The sequence below is a fragment of the Enterococcus alishanensis genome (assembly GCF_019218635.1).
Taxonomy (GTDB): Bacteria; Bacillota; Bacilli; order Lactobacillales; family Enterococcaceae; genus Enterococcus_A; species Enterococcus_A alishanensis.
This window is the reverse complement of the sequence record NZ_JAHUZB010000008.1, coordinates 1-25,836: the sequence shown is the minus strand read 5'-3', so window position 1 is coordinate 25,836 and position 25,836 is coordinate 1. Positions and strand designations below refer to the sequence as shown.

General features: G+C 34.8%; 23 protein-coding genes. 17 read left to right on the top strand and 6 right to left on the bottom strand.

The features are described 5' to 3' along the window. Nucleotides 1-40: 40 nt before the first annotated feature. Entirely contained in the window at nucleotides 41-1,762 is a 1,722-nt protein-coding gene (spxB, locus tag KUA55_RS15765) for a pyruvate oxidase (protein WP_218327355.1), read from the bottom strand. A 193-nt stretch (nucleotides 1,763-1,955) separates the two neighbouring features. Between spxB and KUA55_RS15760 the strand changes: the two genes are divergently transcribed. Beyond that, nucleotides 1,956-2,774, top strand: a complete 819-nt coding sequence (locus tag KUA55_RS15760; RefSeq protein WP_218327354.1) for a ZIP family metal transporter — start codon at nucleotides 1,956-1,958, stop codon at nucleotides 2,772-2,774. Nucleotides 2,775-3,229: 455 nt separating this feature from the next. Here KUA55_RS15760 and KUA55_RS15755 read toward each other — a convergent pair whose 3' ends face one another. Next, on the bottom strand, nucleotides 3,230-3,988 hold the full coding sequence (locus tag KUA55_RS15755; protein ID WP_218327353.1) for an SDR family NAD(P)-dependent oxidoreductase: 759 nt from the start codon (nucleotides 3,986-3,988) through the stop codon (nucleotides 3,230-3,232). A gap of 198 nt (nucleotides 3,989-4,186) precedes the next feature. Between KUA55_RS15755 and KUA55_RS15750 the strand changes: the two genes are divergently transcribed. Together KUA55_RS15750 and KUA55_RS15745 are read left to right on the top strand one after the other, a co-directional pair. Further along, nucleotides 4,187-4,969 carry a C39 family peptidase gene (locus KUA55_RS15750; RefSeq protein ID WP_218327352.1) on the top strand — a complete coding sequence of 261 codons (783 nt, stop codon included), beginning with the start codon at nucleotides 4,187-4,189 and terminating at the stop codon, nucleotides 4,967-4,969. Nucleotides 4,970-5,040: 71 nt separating this feature from the next. Next, nucleotides 5,041-5,805 (top strand): C39 family peptidase, encoded by a 765-nt coding sequence (locus KUA55_RS15745; protein WP_218327351.1) that lies wholly within the window; start codon nucleotides 5,041-5,043, stop codon nucleotides 5,803-5,805. Between the two features lie 33 nt (nucleotides 5,806-5,838). On the opposite strand, the gene KUA55_RS15740 is transcribed toward KUA55_RS15745, so the two are convergent. Beyond that, nucleotides 5,839-6,033, bottom strand: a complete 195-nt coding sequence (locus tag KUA55_RS15740; protein ID WP_218327350.1) for a hypothetical protein — start codon at nucleotides 6,031-6,033, stop codon at nucleotides 5,839-5,841. Between the two features lie 140 nt (nucleotides 6,034-6,173). Here KUA55_RS15740 and KUA55_RS15735 point away from each other — a divergent pair, with 140 nt between their 5' ends. Beyond that, complete coding sequence (locus KUA55_RS15735) at nucleotides 6,174-6,746, top strand: TMEM175 family protein (RefSeq protein WP_218327425.1); 573 nt, start codon at nucleotides 6,174-6,176, stop codon at nucleotides 6,744-6,746. Between the two features lie 990 nt (nucleotides 6,747-7,736). Here the strand turns inward: KUA55_RS15735 and KUA55_RS15730 are convergent. Then, a complete protein-coding gene (locus KUA55_RS15730) occupies nucleotides 7,737-7,973 on the bottom strand; it encodes a hypothetical protein (RefSeq protein ID WP_218327349.1) in 237 nt (78 codons plus the stop codon). A 230-nt stretch (nucleotides 7,974-8,203) separates the two neighbouring features. Here KUA55_RS15730 and KUA55_RS15725 point away from each other — a divergent pair, with 230 nt between their 5' ends. Together KUA55_RS15725 and KUA55_RS15720 are read left to right on the top strand one after the other, a co-directional pair. Beyond that, nucleotides 8,204-9,505 carry a GHKL domain-containing protein gene (locus KUA55_RS15725; protein WP_218327348.1) on the top strand — a complete coding sequence of 434 codons (1,302 nt, stop codon included), beginning with the start codon at nucleotides 8,204-8,206 and terminating at the stop codon, nucleotides 9,503-9,505. Nucleotide 9,506: 1 nt separating this feature from the next. Beyond that, a complete protein-coding gene (locus KUA55_RS15720) occupies nucleotides 9,507-10,259 on the top strand; it encodes a LytR/AlgR family response regulator transcription factor (protein ID WP_218327347.1) in 753 nt (250 codons plus the stop codon). Nucleotides 10,260-10,327: 68 nt separating this feature from the next. Here the strand turns inward: KUA55_RS15720 and KUA55_RS15715 are convergent, their stop codons facing one another. Then, nucleotides 10,328-11,839, bottom strand: coding sequence for a helix-turn-helix domain-containing protein (locus KUA55_RS15715; RefSeq protein ID WP_218327346.1), 1,512 nt, complete (start codon nucleotides 11,837-11,839; stop codon nucleotides 10,328-10,330). Between the two features lie 158 nt (nucleotides 11,840-11,997). On the opposite strand from KUA55_RS15715, the gene KUA55_RS15710 reads away from it, so the two are divergent. Next, nucleotides 11,998-12,654 carry an HAD family hydrolase gene (locus KUA55_RS15710; RefSeq protein ID WP_218327345.1) on the top strand — a complete coding sequence of 219 codons (657 nt, stop codon included), beginning with the start codon at nucleotides 11,998-12,000 and terminating at the stop codon, nucleotides 12,652-12,654. A gap of 42 nt (nucleotides 12,655-12,696) precedes the next feature. Here KUA55_RS15710 and KUA55_RS15705 read toward each other — a convergent pair whose 3' ends face one another. After that, nucleotides 12,697-15,060: a phosphoketolase family protein gene (locus tag KUA55_RS15705; RefSeq protein WP_218327344.1), complete on the bottom strand. Its 2,364-nt coding sequence runs from the start codon at nucleotides 15,058-15,060 to the stop codon at nucleotides 12,697-12,699. Between the two features lie 495 nt (nucleotides 15,061-15,555). On the opposite strand from KUA55_RS15705, the gene KUA55_RS15700 reads away from it, so the two are divergent. The 10 genes from KUA55_RS15700 to KUA55_RS15655 all read left to right on the top strand — a co-directional run bounded on the left by KUA55_RS15700 (nucleotide 15,556) and on the right by KUA55_RS15655 (nucleotide 25,395). After that, on the top strand, nucleotides 15,556-17,637 hold the full coding sequence (locus KUA55_RS15700) for a BglG family transcription antiterminator (protein ID WP_218327424.1): 2,082 nt from the start codon (nucleotides 15,556-15,558) through the stop codon (nucleotides 17,635-17,637). Continuing rightward, complete coding sequence (locus KUA55_RS15695) at nucleotides 17,630-18,106, top strand: PTS sugar transporter subunit IIA (protein WP_218327343.1); 477 nt, start codon at nucleotides 17,630-17,632, stop codon at nucleotides 18,104-18,106. The genes KUA55_RS15700 and KUA55_RS15695 overlap by 8 nt, the downstream gene beginning before the upstream one ends. Before the next feature lie 15 nt (nucleotides 18,107-18,121). Continuing rightward, complete coding sequence (locus KUA55_RS15690) at nucleotides 18,122-18,418, top strand: PTS sugar transporter subunit IIB (RefSeq protein ID WP_218327342.1); 297 nt, start codon at nucleotides 18,122-18,124, stop codon at nucleotides 18,416-18,418. Nucleotides 18,419-18,463: 45 nt separating this feature from the next. Next, nucleotides 18,464-19,735 (top strand): PTS galactitol transporter subunit IIC, encoded by a 1,272-nt coding sequence (locus tag KUA55_RS15685; protein ID WP_218327341.1) that lies wholly within the window; start codon nucleotides 18,464-18,466, stop codon nucleotides 19,733-19,735. A 69-nt stretch (nucleotides 19,736-19,804) separates the two neighbouring features. Next, entirely contained in the window at nucleotides 19,805-20,866 is a 1,062-nt protein-coding gene (locus KUA55_RS15680) for a galactitol-1-phosphate 5-dehydrogenase (protein WP_218327340.1), read from the top strand. Next, nucleotides 20,863-21,921: a zinc-binding dehydrogenase gene (locus KUA55_RS15675; protein WP_218327339.1), complete on the top strand. Its 1,059-nt coding sequence runs from the start codon at nucleotides 20,863-20,865 to the stop codon at nucleotides 21,919-21,921. Before KUA55_RS15680 ends, KUA55_RS15675 begins: the two co-directional genes overlap by 4 nt. Nucleotides 21,922-21,959: 38 nt before the next feature. Then, the gene (locus tag KUA55_RS15670) at nucleotides 21,960-22,757 is read left to right on the top strand and encodes a sorbitol-6-phosphate dehydrogenase subunit (protein ID WP_218327338.1); all 798 of its coding nucleotides are present in this window, start codon (nucleotides 21,960-21,962) and stop codon (nucleotides 22,755-22,757) included. 16 nt (nucleotides 22,758-22,773) lie between these two features. Continuing rightward, nucleotides 22,774-23,448, top strand: a complete 675-nt coding sequence (locus KUA55_RS15665) for a fructose-6-phosphate aldolase (RefSeq protein WP_218327337.1) — start codon at nucleotides 22,774-22,776, stop codon at nucleotides 23,446-23,448. Between the two features lie 479 nt (nucleotides 23,449-23,927). Next, nucleotides 23,928-24,467, top strand: a complete 540-nt coding sequence (locus KUA55_RS15660; protein ID WP_218327336.1) for a YagU family protein — start codon at nucleotides 23,928-23,930, stop codon at nucleotides 24,465-24,467. Nucleotides 24,468-24,906: 439 nt separating this feature from the next. Next, entirely contained in the window at nucleotides 24,907-25,395 is a 489-nt protein-coding gene (locus KUA55_RS15655; RefSeq protein WP_218327335.1) for a hypothetical protein, read from the top strand. Nucleotides 25,396-25,836 lie beyond the last annotated feature (441 nt).

Here is a 25,836-nt window from a genome sequence, read left to right as displayed (position 1 = left end):
AAATCGCCCGTCCAAATTAATGGGCGAGGCGATTTTTAGTTTATTTCAATAATTCATTTAAAGTTGGCATATCATGAACTTGATATTTTTCTTTGAAAGCTTGAATTTCTTCAGCCGAGAATTTTTCAGGATCTAATATTAATTCTTCCACTGGTAAAGGTCGTGCATCTTCAATTTTAATATCAATCACAACAGGGCGTTTGCTAGCTTTTGCAGCAGTGAAAGCTGGTTCTAATTGATCGTAGCTAGTAATTGTAAAACCATCAGCACCTAAAGCTTCACCAACTTTACCAAAATCAGCATCATCTAAAAAGACACCAAATTTTTGTTGTTCAGTATCTTCTTGTTCAGCTTCGATGAAACCAAAGGCTTGGTTAGAAAATACGATATTGATAATCGGTAAGTTATATTTTACTTGAGTGATGATATCTTGCATTTGCATCGCAAAACCACCATCACCAGCTAAGGTAAAGATTTGGCGATCAGGATAAGATAATTGAGCAGCAATTCCGCCAGGTACGCCATAACCCATCGTAGCAAACCAACCAGAAGTGGTAAATTTTTGTTTGCCGTTCATATTTAAATGACGAATGCTGTTGACTGTTACATTCCCTACGTCAGTTACAAAGATGGCATCATCTTCAGCAATACGGTTGATTTCTTTAAAGATTGGTTCAGGGCGTAAAGGTGTTTGTGCATCATTATCAAAGCTATGACGCCATGCATGCCAGTTTTTAATATTTTCTTGGTTAGCAGCTAACCATTTGTCAGCAGGCCGTGCTTTTCCTAACGCGACTAATTTTCTTAAAGCATTGGCACCATCACCTAAAATAGAGACATCTGTTTTGTGGCGGCGACCAAATTTTGTTGCATCAATATCGATTTGTACGAATTTCGCTGCAGGATTGAAGAAGTAAGCAGCAAATGGAAAATCACTACCAACAAAAACAATCAAATCAGCAGCTGCTAAAGCTTCGTTAGCTGGTTTTGTAGCTACCCGAGCAGCAAAACCTAAGAAGTTTTCATAAGCATCAGGAATAATTCCTTTTGCTAAAACAGCAGCGGCAACTGGCATTGAAAAATGTTCAGAAAATGCTTTAACGGCATCGAATCCACCACGAACGCCTTGTCCAACATAAAGAACTGGTTTTTGAGCGGCTTCAATTAATGGTAAAGCTTCTTTTAAATCAGTATCTTCTGGTTGTAAGACACCAGTTTTATGATTGGCAGCAGTCGAAATAGATAAATCTTCAATCTCAGCAAATCCAAAATCAACTGGAATTGTTACAACGGCAACACCATTATTTTGATAAGCTGCTTTAATGGCTTCATCGACAACGTGAGGCAAGCTTTCTGGTGTCATCACTGTCCGATTATAAACAGAAACATCCGCAAACATTGGATTTTCGTTTAGTTCTTGGAAAGAATTATAATTCATTTGAGTTGAAGCAACTTGACCTAATAAAGCAACCACGGGTACATGATCCATTTGTGCATCATATAAACCGTTGATCAAATGAGTTGCACCTGGTCCAGCGGAACCAAAAACAGCACCGACTTTTCCAGTTAATTTTGCATCAGCGGCTGCGGCAATTGCGCCAGCTTCTTCATGACGCACTTGAACATATTTGACTGAATCTCTTTCTTTATATAAGGCATCCATTGTTGAGTTGAAAGAACCACCAGGAATACCATAAATATGATCAATTCCCCAAGATTCAAAAACTTTTACCATTGCGACACCAGCATTAATTTTAGCCATCATTGTCACTCACTTTCTTTTTGTAAGTATTTTAATAATTTTTATTATACTCTTAATTATAATCACTACCAAAGAAAAGCTCTTGAGAGAGTTTGCAGGTGCACCTAAACTTATGATAAAATCATATTATAGTAAACGTTTTATTTTTATTGAATGATTATAATAAAATAGTAAAAGTTGGAAGGGGCAGAAAATGACGACTTGGTTATTAAGCTTAGCTGCTTGGCAGCAAGCATTAGTGGGTACTTTATTTACTTGGGGAATGACCGCATTAGGTGCGGGGATGGTTTTTTTCTTTAAAAATATTAATCGGAATGTTCTAAATTTAATGTTGGGTTTTGCTTCAGGTGTAATGATTGCTGCTAGTTTTTGGTCTTTATTAGATCCGGCGATTGAAGCAGCAACTGAAAACGGATCGATTCCTTGGCTAGTTGTCAGTATTGGTTTTGGTTTAGGTGGGGTCTTTTTATATATTGCTGATAAGACAATTCCTCACATGCATTTTGGACCAAATCATGAAAAAGAAGGGATTCCTAGTCATTTAAAAAGAACAATTTTATTAGTTTTTTCGATAACTCTGCATAATATTCCAGAAGGTTTAGCAGTCGGCGTTGCTTTTGGCGCAGCCAGTGAAGCAGCTAATCCAGCCGCTGCAGTACTAGCGGCCATCTCAGTTTCATTAGGAATCGGGATTCAAAACTTCCCAGAAGGTGCTGCTGTTTCGATTCCTCTACGACAAGAAGGTTTAAGTCGTACGAAATCATTTTTATATGGACAAGCTTCTGGTTTGGTAGAACCAATTGCTGCAGTAATCGGAGCATTATTAGTTACTCGAGTGGAACCATTATTACCTTATGCTTTATCTTTTGCAGCTGGAGCGATGATTTATGTAGTAGTAGAAGAATTAATTCCTGAGGCGCAAGCAACTACTGATAGTAAACATCATTCGGGCGTGCTTGGTGCGATGACCGGATTTATTATTATGATGATTTTGGATGTTGCGTTGGGGTAAATGATAAATATAGCTAGAAACCTTGTTGTGTAAGGTTTCTAGCTTTTTTGTTTAAAAGAGGTGAGGTCTGTGAGTTGGTTAAAACTGGGTCATTCGTTCTTGTTCAAACAGTCTAGCTTTTTTAAACATAGATACTAATTCCATATTTCGCAGAAAATCCATTACTACTGATGAAATAATTATCAAGTATTAGGAGAATGAATTGTTAGTGTTATGCTAGCTATTGTTTATAGAACTTTAAAAAATATTTCTAGTTTTTGTAGAGTTTGCTACATTTACTCTGCTGACATAGATTAAATAATTCTATATTTATTTCTTTAATGGATTATATTCTTATAAAGAAAATCCTAATTCCCGTTTATCTAAAAATAAAAACGTAGTATTATTTAGCAAAAAAAAGACTTTGAGGAAATTTTTTCCTACAAAGTCTTTCATTTATTTTTAGGAGATAAGCATTACACCGCTGTCCAACCACCATCAATCGCAATGGTTTGACCAGTTGTATAAGCTGAATTTTCAGAAGCAAACAATAATAGCTGACCTAATAGTTCTTCGATTTTACCAGGACGGCCGACTGGTGCGCGGAATTTTAATAATTGTTCTACTGAGTCGTCCATAACCATCATTTCACTTGGGAACATTCCTGGTGCGATGGCGTTCACAGTAATATTATATTCTGCCCATTCTTGTGCTAAGCTGCGGGTAAAGTTTGGTACGGCACCTTTTGTGGCATTGTAGGCCAAGTTCGTCATGTGGAATCCGGCAATTAATCCAAACATAGAAGCTGTATTAATAATGCGACCGTAATTGTTTTCAATCATATGTTTACCGACTTCTCGAGCCATCAGGAAATAACCAGTTAAACTAACATCTACGACTTTTTGCCAATCTGCTAATGTTAATTCAACCGATGGTGTTACTTTAATTGCACCAGCATTATTGACTAAAATGTCAATTTTGCCAAAGTGATCTACGACTTTTTGAACAGCTGATACGACAGCATCTTCGTTAGATACATCCACTGGAACTGGCAAACATTCTCCGCCAGCGGCTTCAATTTCATTTTTTACTTCTTCTAAACGTTCGACACGGCGAGCCATAATGGCAACTTTGGCACCATTTTCAGCTAAAGCTTTAGCATATTCACGACCTAAACCAGATGAAGCTCCTGTCACGACTGCCACGTGACCAGTTAAATCTAAATAGTTTTTCATAATAAAATTCCTCCTTGATAGTATTTACTTTTATACCGTAGCAAATTGTAAGCCTTTTCTCAAATGAAATGGCTGAAATTATTACGATAATATAAGTTTATTCTTTAAATAAGAAGATTTTAGCCGTAAATTTGTCTTTATCCTTTCAATAAAACTTCAATTTTCTTCTTTAATATGACGTTATTGAGGAGTGAACGCATGAAATTACGAAAGAAGAATCTACTTTTGCTTATTAACTTGACGTTAGTAGCCATCGTTTATTATTTATATCTTTGTCCAGAAAATCCAAATGCTTCAGCAAAAAATGTCACCGCACTGACAGATGACGAGGTAGAAACTTATTCAGGAATAGAGGATTTAGACGATAGTGACGGAACAATCTTGATTGATGTACCGCTAGAAAATCAGTTTACTGATAGTGCGTTAGGAAATGGTTGTGAAGTGACCGCTTTATCGATGTTACTGAATACCTATGATTATCAAGTGGATAAGAATCAACTGGCAGATCAATTAACTTATGAACCATTGATTACTGCTTCAGGAAATTATGGCAATCCTCATGAAGGATTTGTTGGAAATATTTATGGAGGCACGCAAGCAATGGGTGTAGCGGTAGAACCGATTGCTGAATTGGCGGAAGAATTTGTTGACGAGAGTCAGTACCAAGTAATCAGCAGTAGTGAAGCAGATGTTATAGATATTTTGGCAGTCGTTGCAGGCGGGGATCCAGTTTGGACCATCGTGACCGCTGATTTGGTTGTACCGACAGCAGACGATTTTCGAACTTGGGAAACAGATGAAGGAACTTTTACCGTTAGTCCTTTGATTCATTCGGTGGTGATTACTGGTTATGATGAATCAGCAGAAGTGGTTTATTTAAATGATCCTTTTGGTTATAAAAATCGCGTAGTCAGTTATGATAATTTTGCAACAATTTACGAAGCAATGGGCAGTCAATCTCTCTATCTTGAAGCAGCTTAGCAAATATTTAAATACATAAATGAAGTCAACATGTTACTATACTATTACTGATAGGAAATAGAGGTTTAACGATGAAATTTTCCAAAAAAATAGTATTAGTGATGATCACTTGCTTGTCTATAATTAGCATAATTGGTTATTTTTTGGCTGAAGATACAGCCGCGCCAACGGCATCTGAAAAAGTCAAACAGCAACCGACGCCCACTGAAAATTCTTTGGATTCCGAAAAATCAATTGTATTAGATGTGCCGTTAGAAAATCAATTTGAAGATGATCCCTTAGAAAATGGTTGTGAAGTTACAGCTTTATCGATGTTGTTAAAGTTTTATGGCTATGATACGGATAAAAATCAATTGGCGGATGAACTTACGTATGTTCCTTTTACAACAGAATCGGATAATTATGGTAATCCCCATGAAGGTTTCGTTGGAGACATTGAAGCTGGTGAGTTGGCAATGGGCGTAGCAGTGGAACCTATAGCACAACTAGCAAAACGATATGTTGCAGACAGCTATCAAGTAGTTGCGGGAGATGGAAAATATTCTTTCGATGAGCTTTTACGGCAGGTTCAAAACGGAAAGCCAGTTTGGATTGTGGCGACCGTTGATTTGCAAGTGTCTACCGAAGAAGATTTTGAAGATTGGCCGACTGACGAAGGACTTCTCAGTGTGACGCCACTGGTTCATTCAGTTGTACTTACCGGCTACGATCCAGCGACAAATGAGGTGTTCGTCAATGACCCTTATGGAATAAAAAATCGCAGCGTGGCTTACGATGAATTGGTAGATATTTACCAGCAATTGGGCCAACAGTCACTTTATCTAGATAAATTATAAAAGCCAGTCGAAAAATTTTCGACTGACTTTTTTTTAGCGGTAGTTACTGCGGCGTCTATTTGTTAACCAATTAACCAAGAAATATGCAATGGCTAATGGAATAACCAATTTGAAGAACAAACTAAAGCCAACTGATAAAACAACACCTAAAAGTCTCAAAGCAATACTTGCAACAACAAAGAAACCAATGACCATTAATATTCTGACAACGATACTATTATTTTTCATATTTATTTCCCTCTTTCATCTTTACCCATAGTTTAGCAGAACAATTGTTACTTGAAATCCAACTTAAGACGGATAATTGACAATCAGAAAGATTACTGTTTAAATAATGGAGATTATTAATGGAAAGAAGGGGACAAGCGATGTCAAAATCACGAATTGAAGCTTTTACTGATGCAGTAATTGCGATTGTGATGACCTTGCTAGTGTTGGAGTTACCGATACCTAAAGACGCTAGCTGGGCAGCCCTAGGAGAAGACGGTCACAAGCTAGCAATCTATTTTATTAGTTTTATCTTTTTAGCTATTTACTGGAACAATCACCATCATTTATTCCAACTAGTCAAAAGAGTCGATGGTGTCGTTTTATGGGCTAACAACTTATTAATTTTGATGATGACACTTTTTCCATTCACCACTGCTTGGGTAGGAGAACATCCGCTAGCTTGGCCACCACAAGCATTATTCGGGATGCTTATTTTAGGGACAGATGTGGCTTACTACTTATTAATGAGAGCTTTAGTGAGAGTAAATGGTAAACAATCACCAATTGGTCAATTATTCAATCATTATCCTAAATTGAAATGGTCAATTGTATTACCAGTACTGGCTTTGATTGCTGGAGCATTAATTACACCACTTGCTGTTTTGATTGTGAATGTATTTGTGTTATTACTGTGGTTTATCCCTGAGAAAAAAGTTGAACAAACATTGTAACTTGCAATAAGAAATAAGCTATTTAGTTGCTGAAAATTCCAGTGACAAATAGCTTATTTTTTTGGTGAATTTTTAATAACAAAAAATTTTTCTCGTCTTTGTTTGATATTTTATAGTGTACGTTTAAGTAATAATTTCGAACGATTAGGACATAAATTCAAAACGATTCTTCCTCTAAATTATAATAAGATAAAGTAGAAAAGTTGAAAAAAATAGTGGGAGGAGATCTATGAGAAAAAGATAAATCGGTTTGATTGGAACTTTATTCAATTATCAAAGCACTATCTCTCATAATAACAGGAGTACAATTATGAACTGAAAATAGCGCATTAAAAATGGTATGGAAACAAGATTTGATCGGTATAAGTCTGGTTATGGATTAAAGATGTAATCAGGTGAATGAAGCATTATGGGGATTTAACAATGGGGTAATAATGAAAAAGTTAAAATAAAACAAGTTACTAGATTCAAATATAGGTCTTTAAAGCACAAAATAAACGAGGTGAATGATTGTGAAAAAAATTAAACCAGGACTAGGATTAATTTTTGGAATCGGGTTATTTGCATGTGGAGTGACAAACGTTAACACCGAGGAAACAATCTTTAATAATTTTTATTGTGCGTACTAATAAAGACAAATATGATGAATTGATTAATGTTAGCTGGATTAATGACAATATTTAATTTTACACAATTTCAAGTTATAAACAACTAGAGGCTCAAATTGAGTACTGTAAAAAATATCCAGCAGCAATCAATAAAGTACAAGCAGTTTTGGAGAATTCAAATTCGAATGAACAAGATTTTCTAGATAAATTAATTATTTTAAATGGTGCTGTTATTACGCTACATGATGGGGATTTTAGCGGAAGTGAGAGGTTAGTTAAACAGTTGAAAAGTGTTTTAAAAAAGCAGGAGAGCCTAGTGTGATAGGCTTCTCCTGCTTTTATGTTGATTTCTCTGAAAGTAAGAACATTGAGATTGTTTGACTTAGAAATATACTCCTATATAGCCTCCAGCATACTTATAATAATCAATTCTTATTCTTCCGTTATAATTTTTGGGTGGTATACCATTAAACCAATATTTTATTGTTGCAGCTCGTGGTTCTGCATTAACAGAAGAACTCGAAATTCCTGTAACATTTTCGTTGGCAAAAACCTCTGAAGTAAAGAAAGATGAAGAGATAAAAAACAATAATAATAGAACACTTAGCTTTTTTTTCATTTTATTCCTCCTATTAGTGATTTTTTCTAATGTTAGTATATGACAAGGTCATAATAATTTATCAAATGCAACTTGTTCGTTGATTTAGTATACCTGAACGTATAAAAAAATATATTTTTAGACAGAATTTATTCTATTTTCGGCTTAAAACAACTTTGAGTAATTGTAACTTTGAAAATAATCAATTATACTTTAGAAAGGTTTACTTCAATGAAGACGGGGTGTCAGTAATGGTAAGCTTATTTATTCAATACATTAGTATCTCACATTTAATAGTATTTTCATTTGCTTATTTTCTCTTAAACGATATCTATAAAAAACAAACTCGAGTTAAAGTTATATTTTTTTTGGTTTTAATTTTGAGTCTTTTGTTAGGAAGAGGATTTTCCAATCTAGACTCTTTGTTTTTACTGGTTTGTTACTTTCTACTTAGTTTGTATTCCACCGAAAAAAAATATAGCAGTTCTTCTTTACTTTTTTCAATCGTTCCTTATCTGATTGAGAGTATTACTACAGTTGTTACAAGGATTCCTATGTCATTGCTAATAAGAGCAAATAGTGGAACAAAACAGTTATTTTGGATGACAGTTATTTTAGTGGCTACTTTTGGTCTTGTTGTAGTATTAGTAAGATGTTTCAAAAAAATCATATATCCATATATAGAAAAGAAAAAAATTATTTCTTATGTATCTATTTTTTTGACATTACTTATTTTTATTTACGATACCTATTGGTTAGTTGCTAACTATGTAGAGAATCTTTTTCTAAAATATTTTATTATTATTATTTATCTATTTCTAATTATTTTTCTCTTCAGTATTCTCTATTTCGAAAATAAAAATAACGCTTTAAAATATGAAATGAAGAGTAAAGAGGCTGAATATATATTGATGAAAAAATATGAGGAAGAGACTGAGAGACAGTATAATGAGCTGCGGAGTTTTAGACATGATTATTTAAATATCATTTCTTCACTGGAATATTTTTTTACCAATGATGACATGGAGGGTGCCCACGAATATTTTGACAAGGTCATTCAACCAACCAGATCAATGTTTCAAAGTAATTTGCTAAAGCTAAATAAATTGAATCAAATAAAATCGCCAGAGCTAAGAAGTCTTTTCACTACTAAATTAAGTTTCGCTCAAAATAAAGGGATAGAGATTATTCTGGATATTCCTGAAGAAATTGCGATTAATCAGAAATTTGATTTTTTAAAGCTAACTCGTATCTTTGCCATTATTTTAGACAATGCGATTGAGGAATTGGCGGATTTAAAAGAAGGAAAATTAATTGTTCTTTTTTTGAATGAAGCAGATCATGTTGTGATTGTTGTGAAAAATTCTACACGAGCGGATCTGTTGCCTTTACATGCTCTTTCAGTGAAAGGTTATTCTTCGAAGGGTGCCAATCGTGGTTTAGGTTTAAGTAATTTGGAAATGCTAGTAGAATCAAGTGAGAACATATTTATTGATACTGAAATAGCTAACAATACTTTTTCACAAAAAATTATCTTAGAAAATGGAGATTGACATGCTTTCAATAATCATATGCGAAGATGACCAAATACAACGAACTGAGCTGAATAAAATCATTGAGAATTATGTGATGATTGAAGAATTAAATATGCATGTTCAACTCTCTACAGACAACCCAAATGAAGTGATTCGTTATGTAGAAGAAAACAAAATAAAAAATGGTATTTATTTTTTTGATATAGATCTACAAGCATCAATGAATGGCATCGAATTAGCTGCAGAGATTAGAAAGCTAGACGGATTGGGAAAAATAATTTTTGTGACGACTCACGAAGAATTTGCGCCATTGACCTTCATTTATAAAACGGAGGCACTCGATTATATTCTTAAAGATGACGTCGCACATTTTAAAAACAGAGTAATTGAAGCCCTTAATCATACAAATAAACAATATTTTTCTGAAAACAATACTCAAGAAATATTTTTAAAAATAAAAATAGGCAATCAAATCCAATTTATTCCTATTAAAGAAGTTATGTTCATTGAAACCTCTACTAATTCGCATAGATTAAAGCTTCATTTGGAGAACAGGACGATTCATTTCTATGATAAGATCGAAAATCTAGATATTTATCCAGACTACTTATACAGAACTCACAAGTCCTATTTAGTGAATATTAATAACATTGTTCTGCTGGATAAGACTGATCGGAGTTGTACATTTTCTAATGGTGAGAAGGCCTTCGTTTCTGTAAGAAAAATAAAAAAACTGGAACAAAAATTAATAAGTATTGGGAAAAAAGTTTGATTTTAAGTCCACCAAAGAAGCGTTGAAGGAAAATCCAGGGATTTTCTTTCAACGCTTTTTAATAGGACTTATTTTTCGATTTCTTCAATTAAATTTTCATCTGCTGGGCGTTCGTAATGAATTTTTTGCAGATAAAGTTTCCATAATTTATCAAATAATTCACTTTGGTATTCCTTGCTTGCTTCGATTGGTACGATAAAATAAGGTTTTTCTTCTGGCTCGAGTAAATCCGAGAAAGTTGTTAAATAACAGTCAGCAATAAAGTTGTTTGGTTGATGATAGTAAATTTCGACAAAATCTAAATGTTTTAAAAACATGATTAAATAATTAACCATGACAAAGTTAGGCGATGGCACCAAGGCAACCTTTAATTTCTCAGTCACCTTTTCATCCATTAAGAAAAGATAAACAATTTCACCTAAATCATCAACAAAGTCATCATGACAATCAACTAGCCATTTCAATTCTGGCTTTTCTTCAATAGCAGGCAAAATATCCGAAATAATTTCTTTGATATATTGATAATCTGGATGTTCATAATCCATTCGGGCGCTCATTTGATGAAAGATTGGTGTTGTACCATGTAAAATAGATAAGTTTAATAAAGCAGAAAAAATATTTGCTCGCATCAATTGTTCTTCTTCGATGGATAATTGTTGCCGCAGAATTTTATTGTTAATTTCTTTAGATAAATAATCTGTTGCTGTCGCCAAAGGGTCTCCTTTGAATTGCAGCTTTTGATAGTAATAACTAATGACAGATAAGCGTTTGTCAGGATGATTTACAAAATGAGGGACATAAAGTAACATGTAACCGACAAAACGAACTTCTCTTACTAGTGTATTTTTATCTTCAATATAATCCTCTGCCACATCTTGAATTTCCCATAAAGCTTCAGGGAAAACTAGGTCGTCTAACAAATCATCTTCAATCAAGTGACCTTGCAAATAACGAATCCGTGAAATCGTCAGTACCATCCATTTTTCTTTGAAGACAATGTGGTCTAACCACTCGTTATTTAGTTTTTCTAAGAAAAGTTTTTCGTTCTCTGGGTTTTCATATGTTGTTATTAAATCAAGACCAAATTTTCCAGTCCATAAGAAACAAAAATACAGCATTCGGATACGAACTTCAGAACCAATTAAAGTCATTTTTGAAAGATTCATCCGAACGCCAAATTTCCGCACATAGCTACCAAATTTAGTTAAGCGTCGAGCTAGTGTAGCACGGCTAATCTGATGTTTTTTACAAAACTGATCGGTAGTTAATTTTGGTTCGATTAAAGTCGAAAGTAAAAATTGATAAGGCATCGAATGATGAACCAACAATTGTAAATAATTGTTGGGATTATAATTTTTAGGTTCCCAAAGAATTTTGTTTTGAGGGCTTAAGAAGGCACCGTATCCTAGTTCTTTAAAATCGCGGTGGACCCCATTGACTAACAATAAAGTTGCATCATAAGAAAAATTTAAGGCAGCGCTTAATTTATGAATCGTATATTGGCCCTCCGGCAATGTGCTTAAATAACCTACTAGAACCACTTTTTTTTGGGTGTTTTTATCAAATAAAATAGTGTTCAAAACGATCCCCTCCTTTTAATCAATATTATCAAAATATATTGCGTAAAGCGATAAATAATTTCAAAAAAATGCAATTTTATTTTTAATGAATTTAATTTTTTTACAATTAATTGCGTAATTTATATGGTAAAGTGAGATAAAGGTGAAGGAGGAAATAAATGATAACAACTGTAATCTTTGATATGGATGGTGTTTTGATTGATTCTGAATATATTTATTTTGCTAGTAAGACACAGGTTTTAAAAAATGCCGGAATAACCGTGACTGAAAGCTATCACTATCAGTTTATGGGAACCACTAAGACATTTATGTGGCAAAAGATGAAAGAAGAGTTCAATTTACCAAAAGAGATCGACTTTTATATTACCGAAATGGATAAATTACGAACAGAATTTACGGAAAAAGATGGTGTACGACCGATTCCTGGTGCGCAAGATTTGGTTCGTAACTTACATCAAGCAGGGCTAAAACTTGCAGTTGCCTCTTCTTCTTCACTCCATGAAATTAAAAGTAGTTTATCCGCGCTTCAGTTAACATATCTTTTTCAAGAAGTTGTCAGTACCGAAGAAGTACCTCACTCAAAACCTGCACCCGATGTTTATCAAGAAGCAATGAAACGTTTAGGTGTGACACCAGAAGAAACGGTTGGGATAGAAGATACTTTAAATGGTAGTCGAGCTGTCAAAGCTGCTGAGATGTTTTGTATCGGTTATGCTAATCCTAGTTTCCCAACGCAGGATTTAAGTGCAGCAGATGTGGTGATTAATGATTTAGCGATTTTAAGTCGCGAAAAAATTGAAGAATTAAGTAAGTAAAAAAAGCGTCGCAGATTTTTTTCTGCGGCGCTTTTCATATGCTTATTTTTGTAAATCTTCCCATTTCCAGTCTAGAACTTCTGGTGTATCCATTCCGTTTTGACGGATGTAATCATGGTGGAAGTTTAATTTGTCAGTCATTTGTTGATCGAAATCACTTGCTTTATCGCCAAGAACAGCATTTGCAGCAGCTTGAGCTAAGTGGAAGCGATCAAGTTCACTGAAAACACGCATATCAAAAGGTGTAGTAATGTCGCCTTCTTCACGGTAGCCATGAATTAAAACATTATGATTATGACGGTCAAAGAAGATGTCACGAATCATTCCTTCGTAGCCGTGGAATGCGAATAATACAGGTTTGTCAGTTGTAAATAAAGCATCGAATTGCTCATCTGTTAAGCCACGAGGGTCTACATTTGGATGACGCAATTTCAATAAATCTACGACATTGATGAAACGAATCTTCATGTCAGGAAAAGCTTTATTTAATAAAGTGACCGCAGCTAAGGCTTCCAAGTTTGGTTCAGTACCAGCAGCAGCAATAACTAAATCTGGTTCTTCACCATTATCGGTACTTGCCCAATCGATCACTTTTAATCCTTCGTTTACTAAAGTTTCTGCTTCATCAGCAGAATAAAATTGAGGACGAGGATGTTTAGATGAAACGATTAAGTTAATCACTTCTTCATCTTGCAATGCTTTGTCCATGACAGCCATCAAACTATTTGCATCAGCTGGTAAATATTCACGAATGAATTCAGGTTTCTTTTCAGCTAAGTGAGTTAAGATACCTGGATCTTGGTGAGTATAACCATTGTGATCTTGTTGGAACACGGTAGATGTTGAAATAATATTTAATGATGGATAATCTTTACGCCATGCTTCATTTTTAGCTTTGCGCATCCATTTGAAATGTTGTGTCAACATTGAATCTACTACCCGCAAGAATGATTCATAGCTGGCGAAGAAACCATGACGACCAGTTAAAACGTAACCTTCTAAGAAACCTTCAGCTTGATGTTCAGATAATTGGCCATCAATTACGCGACCCACTGAATTTTGCCATTCATCATATGAACGTTTTGGTTCTAACCATTGACGATTGGTTGCTTCAAATACTTTGTTCAAACGGTTTGATTTGGTTTCATCAGGACCGAAAATACGGAAATTATTTGGATTTTCCTTGACTAAATCACGGGCTTGTTCGCCAAAGATAATCATATCTTGCGCTTCAACAGCACCTGGTTTAGAAGTGTCAATCGCATATTGTTTCCAGTTTGGCATGTTTAAAGGTTTTGGATCAATCCCACCATTGGTAATTGGGTTCGTAGACATCCGACGATCGCCTTTTGGTGCCATTTCTTTTAATTCATCAATTAGTTTTCCATCAGCAGTAAATAATTCTTCAGGACGATAAGATTTCATCCAAGAAACCAATTTGTCGATGTGTTCCATATGATCTGCATCTACTGGAATTGGCACTTGGTGGGCACGGAAAGTACCTTCAATTTTTTCATTATCCCAAACTTCTGGACCAGTCCAGCCTTTTGGTGTACGGAAAAGAATCACTGGCCAATGAGGCATTTCTGCATCTTCAGCTTTACCTGCACGTGCTTTTGCTTGAATATCTTTAATTTCTTCAATTACTTTATCAAGAGTTTCTGCCATCATTGCATGAACTTTTTCAGGATCAGTACCTTCTACAAAATAAGGTTTCCAGCCCATACCTTCAAAGTATTTAGTCAAGTCTTCATCAGATTTACGTGAAAGAATCGTTGGGTTAGAAATTTTTCCGCCGTTTAAATAAAGAATTGGTAGCACTGCACCATCATTTACAGGATTGATAAATGTATTTGAGAACCAACCTGCTGATAATGGACCAGTTTCAGATTCACCATCACCAATTACAGTGGCTGCGATCACGTCAGGATTATCTAAAATCGCACCTGTTGCATGAGATAAAGAATAACCTAATTCGCCGCCTTCATGAATTGAACCTGGTGTTTCTGGAGCTGCGTGAGAAGCAATTCCGCCTGGGAATGAAAATTGTTTGAACAAGTTTTTCATTCCTGCTTTGTCCGCCGAGATATTTGGATAAATTTCTGAGTAGCTGCCATCTAAATATGAATTTGAGACCATAACTTGTCCGCCATGACCAGGACCAGAAATGTAGAACATATTTAAACCGTATTTATTAATTACTCGGTTTAAATGAGCATAGACAAAGTTTTGTCCCGCAATTGTGCCCCAATGGCCGATTGGATGATGTTTTACATCACTTGCTTCAATATCGCGGTCCAATAAGGGATTATCTTTTAAGTATAATTGTCCAACAGAAAGGTAGTTAGCTGCACGCCAATACGCGTCAACTTTGTTTAAATATTCTTTTGATGAAAAGTCTGTCATGATAGAAAACTCCTTTTAAGTAATTTTTACTTTTAAAAGTACGCACTCATATTATACTGAAATGAAAAATTTGTAAACTAATTTAGGTATTTTCTACAAAAAAGATTTTTACAAAATCAAGCAAAAGCTCCATAGAACGCTTTCAAAACAAGGTTAATCAATTTTTTTATAGTTGTTTATTTTTTGAGCGGAAAAAGTGACAGATTGATGGAGAAATTCAATCTGTCTTTTCATTTGTGAAAAATGAAAAAATCAAATATTTCCATTTTTTTCGATAACACCATGTTGCAAAAATAAGTGCAAAAATTTTGGACTTAAGGTTTTTTAAATGCCTAAAAACAGCTATTTTTTGTTACTGTGATAAAATTATAGATTAGATTCAATTACATATTGAGTCTCATGTTGCAGAAAATGTATTGAATAATTTGTGAACAATGATAGTAGAATTGAAAGCGATTTCCAACTAAACTAAAGGAGTCAAAGGGAATGAAAAAAATGAATTTAACTGAGAGAACCAATCAAATTTTTGTAGAACTAATGACTGATCCACAAATTGCTAGTCGTGAATTATGTAATAAATATCAGCTAACTCGTGGACAGTTAAATTATGCATTGCAAAAAATCAATGATTCTTTACAAGCAGAAAATTTACCAAGTATTCAACGAACCAAAAATGGTCATTTTATCATTGCGCCAGCGGTCTTTAATTTTTTCAGAGGAGGACAGACTGAGACGCCTACTAAACGAGATGACTATGTTTTTTCCACTAAGGAAAGGGCTGATTTGATTCAGTTGATGTTGTTAAGTAAAGAGGAATATTTATCTTTAAATCATTTTATTGATGATTTGCAAGTCAGTCGTAATACCATCTTAAGAGATTTGAAAACAGTTGATAATCAGCTTCAGCATTATGATTTGACATTAAAATACACCCGTCAAAAGGGCTATTTTATTAAAGGGGATGAATGGAATAAACGACAACTGTTGGCAGACTTATTAAGTAATTTAGCTGACATGCATCACGGCATCCAATTCATTGTTCAATTTGCAAATCTAGACAGGCAGCAAATTGAAATTTTTAAAAATCGGGTGGAGTTGGTGGAAGAGGAATTAAATGTGCGTTTCACTGGTGAGCGCTTAAAAGTTTTACCGTTGCTCATGATTCTGCTCATTCGTAGAGCGCAAAAAGGCAAGCTGATTTCTTACAACTACAAGATTAATTATCGCGAATTGGCCGATACCAAAGAATATTTAGCAGCTGATCGGATGATTTGGGATGTAGATGGTTTGACGGAAAATGAGCGAGTGTATATGACATTGCTGTTGTTGACTACCAATCTTTCGCGAGGCGATATTTTATCGGCAAAAGAGATCAATAAATTGAAAGAAGCATTAGAGGCAGTGATTTCGAATTTTGAAAAGAGTGCTGGTGTCATTCTAGAGGAAAAATCTAAATTGTTAGATCGTTTGCTGATTCATATGCGTCCGGCTTATTACCGAATTAAATATCATTTGAATTTGCAGTCTAAGTTTTTTCAAGAAAATAAAGATGCCAGTCTCTTCTCTTTATTTTATTTAGTAAAAGAAGCCAGTGGTCCATTAGAAACCTTTTTTGAGAAGAAAGTACCAGATGCTGAATTATTTTTAATTTCTTTGTTTATTGGTAGCCATATTGTTGAAAGTACCGAAATTATTCATCCGGAAAATCGTAAAAAAGCGATCATTGTCTGTCCAAATGGTGTTTCAATCGCTGTTTTACTGGAAAATACTTTAAGTAATCTATTTCCAGAGCTTGATTTCACTTTATTAGTTTCAGAAAAAGATTTCTATAAAAGTGATTATCCAGCCGATTTGATTTTTTCGGCAGTTCCGTTAAAGACCGATCGAAAAGTTTTCGTAGTCAAAAGCTTCTTATCAGAAAAAGAAAAAAGGCAATTACGAGAAAAGGTGATTCGTTCAACAGCGCTTATTCAGCAAGACCATATCACACCAGAAAAAATCATGGCGATTGTCAAAAAAAATGTTGATGTATCAGATGAAGCCAAACTTTACGATGATTTATTAGGTCTATTTAAAACCAAAGAAAATAAATTATTGGAAAAGAAGAAGCTGCGTTTGTTTGACGCATTGTCAGAAGATACGATTCAGATTTTTAATGAAGAGATTTCTTGGGCTGACTTACTAGATCAATTAGCCAAACCGCTGGAAGAAAAAGATATCGTTACAGCTAATTATGTACAAGCACTAAAAGAAGAAATGCCATTAATTCCAGCATACAGTGTTTTGAGAAATAAGATTGCTTTGCCGCATACTGTTCCAGAAGCTGGTGCCAAAGGTGTTGGGCTTAGCCTAGGGGTAGTCAAAAAAGGGGTAACTTCTGCAGATGGCATCAAGATTAAGACAGTCATTCTACTGGCGTCTAATGATAAAGAAGAACATATCGATTTGATATTTGAAATGATGAGTTTAACTGGTTCGGAAAAATTGGCAGATCTGGAAGCTGCTACTAGTTCTACTGACATTCGAAAGATATTACTAGCATTTAATCAAGAATATTGGGGAGAAAGCCATGAGTGAAAAAAATAGTTTATTAGATTACATCAAAGAACCATTGGTATTTGTAAATGCAACATTTGATTCTCATGGAGAGTTGTTTGAAGAGGTATATCAACAAGCAGTCAAAAGAGATTGGGTAACAACAAATTTTATCGACAAGATTAATGAACGAGAAACAACTTTTCCGACAGGTATCCAGTTAGAAAAAAGAGGAGCCGCCATCCCTCATACGGATCCTGAATGTGTCAAACAGGAGTTTATTGCGATTGTCACCAACCAAAAACCGGTCTCCTTTATGCGAATGGATGATGCCAACCAAAGTGTTGCCGCTGAGATAGTTTTTGTCTTAGGTCTAAATCAGCCTCATGCGCAATTAGAAATGTTGCAGTCGTTAATGGGTTTATTACAAAACGAGACTGTTTTAACCCAGCTAATCAATAGTCAGGATGTTCCATCATTAATTCAAATTGTTAAACAATATAGTTTCTAGAAAAGAGGAAAAATAATGAGAAAAATTAAAATTTTAGTCGCTTGTGGTGCCGGGATCGCCACTTCAACAGTAGTTATGAAAAGAATTGAGGATTTAATGAAAGACAATCATATTGATGCAGATGTGCAACAAATCAAAATTGCCGAAGCGACCTCAAAGCAAGCTGGTGCGGATATGTTAGTGTCTACAACAATCTTACCAACAGAATATGATATTCCAGCAGTCACAGCGTTAGGCTATATCACTGGTATTGGCGCAGATAAATTAGATCAACAGATATTAGAGACTGCCAAAGTAGCTGGCGAGAATTAATTGATATCAACAATAAAATTTAGATAAAACAAGGAGGATTTTTAAATGAAAGCTGTGAATGATGTCGTACAGTATATCCTGAATTTGGGACCGACAGTCATGTTGCCGATTATGATTTTAATTATTGCACTCATTTTTAGAGTACCATTCGGCAAAGCGTTACGTTCGGGATTAACGATTGGGATTGGATTTGTAGGGATTAACTTGGTTATTGGGGTGTTATCAGATAATTTAGGCCCAGCAGCCCAAGCAATGGTAGAAAGATTTGGTTTTCATTTAACTGTAATTGATACCGGTTGGCCCTCGGCAGCTTCTGCTTCTTGGGCATCACCAGTTTCAGCTGTATTGATTCCCATCTGTTTAGTAGTGAACGTCGTTTTATTATTGTTAAAAGTGACAAAAACCTTAGATATCGATTTATGGAATTATTGGCATTTTATCGCAGCTGGAGCGACTGGTTATGTTGTAACTAACGGAAATTGGGTATTCGCAATCTTATGTGCGATTATTTATGAAGTTGCTTGTCTATTAATTGCGGATAAGACCGCACCTTTAGTAGCGAAATTTTATGGTTTAGAAGGTGTTAGTTTACCAACAGGCTCAACTGCTGCTTTTGGTTTAATCGGGATTCCGATTGGGATGTTAATTGGTAAAATTCCTGGTTTGAATAAATTACATGCTGATCCAGATTCGATTCAAAAACGTTTTGGGATTTTTGGTGAACCAATGATGATGGGAATAATCATCGGGGCGGTTATCGCTGCATTAGGTGGTTATGATATTGGCGGTATTTTAACTATGGGTATCAATATGGGAGCGGTAATGTTCTTAATGCCTCGGATGGTTAAAATTTTGATGGAAGGTTTAATTCCGATTTCAGAATCTGTGCGGGATTACTTACAAGAACACTATGGCGATCGTGAAATTTACTTAGGTCTTGACGCTGCTGTAACAACGGGTCATCCAGCCAACTTAGCGACTGGGCTATTGTTAGTACCGATTACTTTATTTATCGCAGTTATTTTACCTGGTAATCGAGTATTACCATTTGGAGATTTAGCAACTATTCCGTTTTATGTGTCGTTGATTGTAGCCAATCGTAAAGGAAATATTATTCAATCTGTGATTACTGGTGCAATCGTGATTGCCTTAGCTCTTTGGATGGCAACCAACTTCGCACCGGTTCATACAGAAATGATGCGTGGCGTTTATGAATTCCCAGAAGGCGCAACAATGGTTTCTACCTTAGATATGGGTGGGAATTTCTTAAACTGGATTATTTTGAAATTCTCACAATTGGTAAGCGGTATTCTTTAATTTTTGAGTATTAATGAAGGAACATTATTCTAGTTCCTTCATGATGTTCAAATCAAAGGAGGAAAAATTTTGAAAGCGGCCTTATTAACAGATTTGAATCAGTTTGAAATAAATGAAATTACAAAACCGCAACCGGCAAAGGACGAAGTATTGGTTCAGGTAAAAGCAGCGGGGATTTGTGGCTCGGATATTCATAAAATGCAGAGCAGTTGGAAATATGAGTTGCCGATGGTTATGGGTCATGAATTCTCAGGTGTAATTGAAGCAATCGGAGAAAATGTTAAAAAAGTAAAGCTAGGTGATCGGGTAGCAGTCGCACCGTTGATTCCTTGTCATGAATGTGAATATTGTCGTGCAGGTAAATATCAACTATGTGAAAATTACACAATGATTGGCTCTCACCGCTATGGTGCTTTTGAAGAATATGTAACCGTGCCCAAAGAGAATATTATCAATATTGGCGACAAAATTACTTTTGAAGAAGCCGCTATGATTGAACCTTTGGCTGTTGCTGCTCATGGTGTTATGGGATTGGATCCCAAATTAGGAGATGTGGTGGCCATTTTTGGTTTAGGAACGATTGGAATTTTGACCGTTCAATGGTTGCGTCTAGCCGGAGTGAAGAAAATTATAGGCATTGATATTGATGCCAATAAATTAAGCAACTCTTTAAATTACGGGGTAACTGATACGATAAATTCTTTAGAAGAATCTCTTCAAGAAAGAATTTTTGAATTTACCAATGGTAGCGGGGTTGACATTGCAATCGAATGTGCCGGTTCTAAGATTACCGAAGAACAATGCCTATTAATTACAAAAAAAGGTGGTTTGATTGGTTATCAAGGAATCGCTTATAGCGATGTATTATTACAAAGAGAAGCTTTTGAAAATATTTTTAGACGAGAATACACTATCAAAGGTTTTTGGAATTCTTATTCAGCGCCGTTTCCGGGAGCAGAATGGTTTCATTCTGTGGATTTTATTGAACAAGGAAAAATTGATTTGAAAAGTCTAATTTCTCATCGTTTTGCTTTAGATGAGGTGCAACAAGCCTTTGATTTAACGGTTAATCGGGAAGAATCGTATAACAAAGTGATGATTTTTCCGGAAAGAAAAGAGGATTTACAATGACAAAAACAATGCAAGGTGTGTCAAAGCAAGCACCTGGTTATGATCAAATGAGTCTAATCGAGCTGCCGATTCCTGAAGCAACTGGCGACAAAGTATTAATCAAAGTTGCCTATACTGGCATTTGTGGTTCAGACATCCATACTTTTAAAGGTGAATACAAAAATCCAACAACTCCTGTTGTTTTGGGACATGAATTTTCTGGTGAAGTTGTCGCTATCGGTGAAGCTGTGAAGGAAATTAAAATTGGCGATCGAGTTACTAGTGAAACGACATTTTATGTTTGCGGTGAATGTGAGTATTGCCAGCAAAAGCAATATAATCTTTGCCCTTATCGTAAAGGATTAGGTACCCAACAAAATGGCAGTATGGCAAACTATGTCTTGGCAAGAGAAGAAAGTATTCATGTATTACCGGATCATTTAAGTTATCAAGGAGCAGCGATGACAGAACCATTGGCCTGCTGTGTCCATGCGATGTATCAGGAAAGTCAGTTGAAATTGCAAGATAAAATTATCATTATTGGCCCTGGTCCAATTGGTTTGTATCTATTGCAAATTGCGAAAGAAATTGGTTCTTTTGTTATTATGACTGGCATTACTCAAGATGCCCATCGTTTGGAATTAGCTAAAGAATTAGGAGCAGATGTGATTGTCGATACGATGAAAGAAGATCTAGCAGAAGTGGTGATGAAGCATACTGATGGTTACGGTGTAGACAAAGTGTATGATGCATCAGGTGCAGCAGTCGCTGTAAATCAGGCTTTGCCTCTAATTAGAAAAAAAGGACAATTGATTCAAGTAGGTTTGTTTGCGACAAAAAAAATTGAATTGGATACTGAATCAATTATTCAACGAGAAATCGAGTACATCGGTAGCCGCTCACAAAATCCTTTTGATTGGCCGATTGCGCTGCATTTATTGGCTAAAGGCGCTATTGCGATCGATCAAATGATTACAAAAAAATATGTCTTAGCAGACTGGCGTGAAGCTTTTGATAAAGTCATGGCAGGAAATGAAATTAAAGTAATGATTGAATCTAATCTAGGTGAATTTTAAGAGCAGATATTTCTGCTCTTTTTTAAGGAGGAGACTGTATGAGTTGGTTGGCTTTAAATGGTCGCGTAATTATTGTAACTGGCGGTTCTTCTGGCATCGGGCAAAGCATTGTTGAAAACTTACTAGTAAATGAAGCGATTGTCATAAATTTTGACTTGAAAGAAAATTCAGCTATTCAAGATGAGAATTATTTCTTTTACCCAACGGATGTCTCAAATAAAAAACAAGTGGATCAACAAGTGAATCAGGTATTTGATAAATTTCGCAGAATTGATGGTCTAGTGAATAATGCAGGGATTGCTTTACCGGGTATGCTAGTCAATCCTGATGGTAGTGGCAAACATCAACTGACAGAAGAGATGTTTGATCGCAGCATTGACGTGAATCAAAAAAGTGTCTTTTTAATGAGTCAGGCAGTTGCCAGTAAAATGATTAAAAATAAGTCTGGTGTGATTATCAATATGTCGACCGAAAGTGCTCATGAAGGTTCTATCGGACAAGGTTTTTATGTTGGTACGAAAGGTGCAATCAATAGTATGACAGTGACCTGGAGCAAAGAATTGGGTAAACATAATATCCGAGTCTTAGCAGTTGCACCAGGAATCATGGAAGAGACAGCTTTGCGGTCAGCGGCTTATGAAGAGACGTTAGCCTTTGTTCGTGGAACAACAGTTGAAAAGTTGCGGCAAAACTATCAAAAAGCTACCAGTATTCCTTTAGGCCGAGCCGGGAAATTATCCGAAGTAGCTGAAGTAGTAAGTTTTTATTTATCAGATCACGCTAGCTACGTCAGCGGTATCATTACGAACATCGCTGGTGGAAAATCCCGTGGTTAGTAAGGAGGAACATCAGATGGAATTTATGTTGGATACAACCAAGCTTAGTTTAATTGAAAAATATATGAAAGTTGTCCCAATTCAAGGAATCACCTCAACACCGAGCATCATCAAACGAGAAGGAAAAATTGATTTTTTTACCCATATGAAAAAAACATTGGAATTGATTGGTCCAGAACGCACCCTGCATATGCAAGTACCAGCAAAAAACAGTGAAGGAATGATTGCTGATGCCAATACAATTTGGCAAGAAATTGATCCAACTGTTTATGTCAAAATCCCTACGACTGAAGCAGGTTTTGTAGCTATCAATTATTTGAAAAGCCAACAGCGGGATTGTCGGATTACGGCTACTGCTGTCTACACCAAAATGCAGGCTTTTTTAGCGTTAGAATCAAAAGCGGATTATATTGCTGTCTATTCGAACCGTTCTGAAAATATCGGTGTGAACCCTTTTGACATTATTCATTCCGCTAGAAAATATGTTGACAGTAATCACTTAAAAACTAAAATTATGGCCTCCAGTATAAAAAATGTCAGTCAGGTTACCGAAGCAATCGACCACGGTGCTCATGCTGTAACTTTCGCTCCCGAAATTTTAGTCAGTAGCTTTAAGCTGGCTAGTGTAAAACAGGCAGTTGATGAATTTACGGCAGACTGGGTGGACTTATATGGGGAAGAGTGGATTTAATCATATTTAGGCAGATAAGAGACAACCTCTGGAGTACCGCCCCAGAAGTTGTCTATTTTTTTAATCATTATAGGTATATGGTTGATTTTGAATTCTACAAAGCGGGTAGAGAAAATTTGAGTTCATTTGCTGGAATTGTTGTTTCAGTAATGTGCTGTATTTTTAGATTGAGCAAATATTTTATTAGGATATACTCATAGGTAACATTTTTTGTTTTTTAGAGAATCCTAATCTACAAAATTTTTAGAAGCGCTAATTAATGTAACTTTTGAATGGATATTATATAGATCCTCTTAGTTAGAAGCATATTTAAAGAACGCTATATGAGCCTGATTAATTAAGTACGATACCATGTAACATCTTATCCCAAATGGTACTTATGTTAATATTCATTGAAAAAATTTAATTGCTAATCTAATATTGACAAAACGGTTTTAAAAGGCCTAAGATGTTAATCTAATAGCAAAAGGGGGTTGATTATGATTAAACTACAGAAACCAGTAGCTGATCTTAAAGAAATCATTGTTAAAAGCGTTTGGTTTGGATTTATTGCAGGTATGATATCAGGTATGGTAAAAATTGGATGGGAGAATATTTTGCCTCCAAGAACTATTGCACGAAATATGACAAATCCACCACAACATTTGGCTGAACAAATTGGTATTCCTTCCGATATAGTACACTCATTTTTCTATTATTCAGAAGACCAAAAAGTATTTTGGTTCACATTAATACTTCATTTTTCATTTGCGATTGGCTTCTCTATATTGTTTGTTTTCATTTCACAATACTGGTCAAAAATTGGACTTTGGCAAGGTACGTTATATGGGGTAGCACTGTGGGTTATCTGGCATATCATTCTAATGCCTGCACTTGGAACAATTCCCGCTCCATGGAACCAACCATTTGATGAACATTTATCGGAGTTTTTAGGTCACATTGTATGGGGTTGGTCTATAGCGTCAACTGTATACTATCTTATTGCAAAAGACAAAAAAGGAAATCTTGACAACATTTAAATTTTAACTAGTGATAATAGTGTTACTTATGTATAGACGCATAAGTAACACTTTTTAGTATGTTTGCAGTGATTTTTGTTGTCACTTTTAAAATTATATTGCAATTTTTTCAACTACTAAATTGTACAAATGCAAAAAAAATTTCCTTTGTCATAATTTTATAGCCTTTAATAAACCCTATTATTGTCTATTTAGAGCGTACCCATAGGTGACGCTTTTTATTTAATCAGTAAAATTGCTATAAGGGCTTATATCGAATTTTTTTAATGTAACTTTTGAGTGCATTTTAATTATGATTGAAACTGTCCGTTATAGGTATGCCCAAGGGTGAGAATTTTTATTTTTTAAGAGAAAACTATTGTATAGCATTTTTTTTTAATTTTATTATGTATATTATGGATGTATTTTAAATAGAAATGTCAACAATGGAGGTAATTCAATGCGAATTTTTATTGATTTATGTGGTTTTTTTGGTATGTGGAGTTTATTTTCATTTCCCTTATATCAAGCTGTATTGGAATTATCTGAAAATTTTTTAACATTTGAAAAAAAATTACCAGAAGAATTAAGAGAAAAAAAAGTGTCCCCTATCTATTGGATACTACCACCTTTAAAAATACATTTAGAAAAACAGAGATCAAAGCAGCTATTAAATGCGATGAAATTAAGTGATGAAGATACTAAGAAAGTATGGCTATTCCTAGATAAAGCAACTGCATGGTTTTATGTTTCACTAGCAGGATTTTTCAATGCAATCTACTTTACTTATGACTTAATGAACTCTTTTTTCAAGAGGAATTTTATTCCTTATCTTATAGTAGTTATTATCTTAATGTCTTCCCTTTCAATTTTAAATGTTGTTTATAGGACAAGTAGTAAAAGAATGCAAAATAAATATGAAACATTTTCCACTAAAACTAAGAATTAGTGGAACTTTTATTCCTTGAATTTGCATTTATCCAACGTTACACAAACACATTATGTAATGTTGGTGCTTAAGTTTGAGTCATTTTACATTATTTTTAATTGTTATCTAAAATAGTGTAAGATTTACGTTTGATTTTTATAAGTATTTTTGAAGTTGATTTATCACAATGGTTATTTAGTTAGCCTGTTTATAGGTACCATAGCTACAAAAAAACTTGCACAGATATCTACTCTTTTCAGGAGAAGGTATTTGTACAAGTTTTTTATTTTTCTTCACTGCTTTTTAACTTGGTATAGTGAATACCAAGTTAAAAAGCAATATACGCTTATTAAAAGCGAATATAACGCTAGCTTATATTGGTATATTAACCAAAAATCATATTAATTTCAATCTTTTTTCAAATAAAAATAATTGTTAGTTGAAAATTAACAAATAAATTTG

Coding starts and splice junctions, on each gene's coding strand:
- KUA55_RS15745 (WP_218327351.1), top strand. CDS start 5,041: ATGAAATTTTCCAAAAAAATAGTATTAGTGATGATCACTTGCTTGTCT.
- spxB (WP_218327355.1), bottom strand. CDS start 1,762: ATGGCTAAAATTAATGCTGGTGTCGCAATGGTAAAAGTTTTTGAATCT.
- KUA55_RS15670 (WP_218327338.1), top strand. CDS start 21,960: ATGAGTTGGTTGGCTTTAAATGGTCGCGTAATTATTGTAACTGGCGGT.
- KUA55_RS15755 (WP_218327353.1), bottom strand. CDS start 3,988: ATGAAAAACTATTTAGATTTAACTGGTCACGTGGCAGTCGTGACAGGA.
- KUA55_RS15700 (WP_218327424.1), top strand. CDS start 15,556: ATGAATTTAACTGAGAGAACCAATCAAATTTTTGTAGAACTAATGACT.
- KUA55_RS15695 (WP_218327343.1), top strand. CDS start 17,630: ATGAGTGAAAAAAATAGTTTATTAGATTACATCAAAGAACCATTGGTA.
- KUA55_RS15730 (WP_218327349.1), bottom strand. CDS start 7,973: ATGAAAAAAAAGCTAAGTGTTCTATTATTATTGTTTTTTATCTCTTCA.
- KUA55_RS15675 (WP_218327339.1), top strand. CDS start 20,863: ATGACAAAAACAATGCAAGGTGTGTCAAAGCAAGCACCTGGTTATGAT.
- KUA55_RS15750 (WP_218327352.1), top strand. CDS start 4,187: ATGAAATTACGAAAGAAGAATCTACTTTTGCTTATTAACTTGACGTTA.
- KUA55_RS15735 (WP_218327425.1), top strand. CDS start 6,174: ATGTCAAAATCACGAATTGAAGCTTTTACTGATGCAGTAATTGCGATT.
- KUA55_RS15710 (WP_218327345.1), top strand. CDS start 11,998: ATGATAACAACTGTAATCTTTGATATGGATGGTGTTTTGATTGATTCT.
- KUA55_RS15665 (WP_218327337.1), top strand. CDS start 22,774: ATGGAATTTATGTTGGATACAACCAAGCTTAGTTTAATTGAAAAATAT.
- KUA55_RS15740 (WP_218327350.1), bottom strand. CDS start 6,033: ATGAAAAATAATAGTATCGTTGTCAGAATATTAATGGTCATTGGTTTC.
- KUA55_RS15685 (WP_218327341.1), top strand. CDS start 18,464: ATGAAAGCTGTGAATGATGTCGTACAGTATATCCTGAATTTGGGACCG.
- KUA55_RS15705 (WP_218327344.1), bottom strand. CDS start 15,060: ATGACAGACTTTTCATCAAAAGAATATTTAAACAAAGTTGACGCGTAT.
- KUA55_RS15725 (WP_218327348.1), top strand. CDS start 8,204: ATGGTAAGCTTATTTATTCAATACATTAGTATCTCACATTTAATAGTA.
- KUA55_RS15760 (WP_218327354.1), top strand. CDS start 1,956: ATGACGACTTGGTTATTAAGCTTAGCTGCTTGGCAGCAAGCATTAGTG.
- KUA55_RS15690 (WP_218327342.1), top strand. CDS start 18,122: ATGAGAAAAATTAAAATTTTAGTCGCTTGTGGTGCCGGGATCGCCACT.
- KUA55_RS15720 (WP_218327347.1), top strand. CDS start 9,507: ATGCTTTCAATAATCATATGCGAAGATGACCAAATACAACGAACTGAG.
- KUA55_RS15660 (WP_218327336.1), top strand. CDS start 23,928: ATGATTAAACTACAGAAACCAGTAGCTGATCTTAAAGAAATCATTGTT.
- KUA55_RS15655 (WP_218327335.1), top strand. CDS start 24,907: ATGCGAATTTTTATTGATTTATGTGGTTTTTTTGGTATGTGGAGTTTA.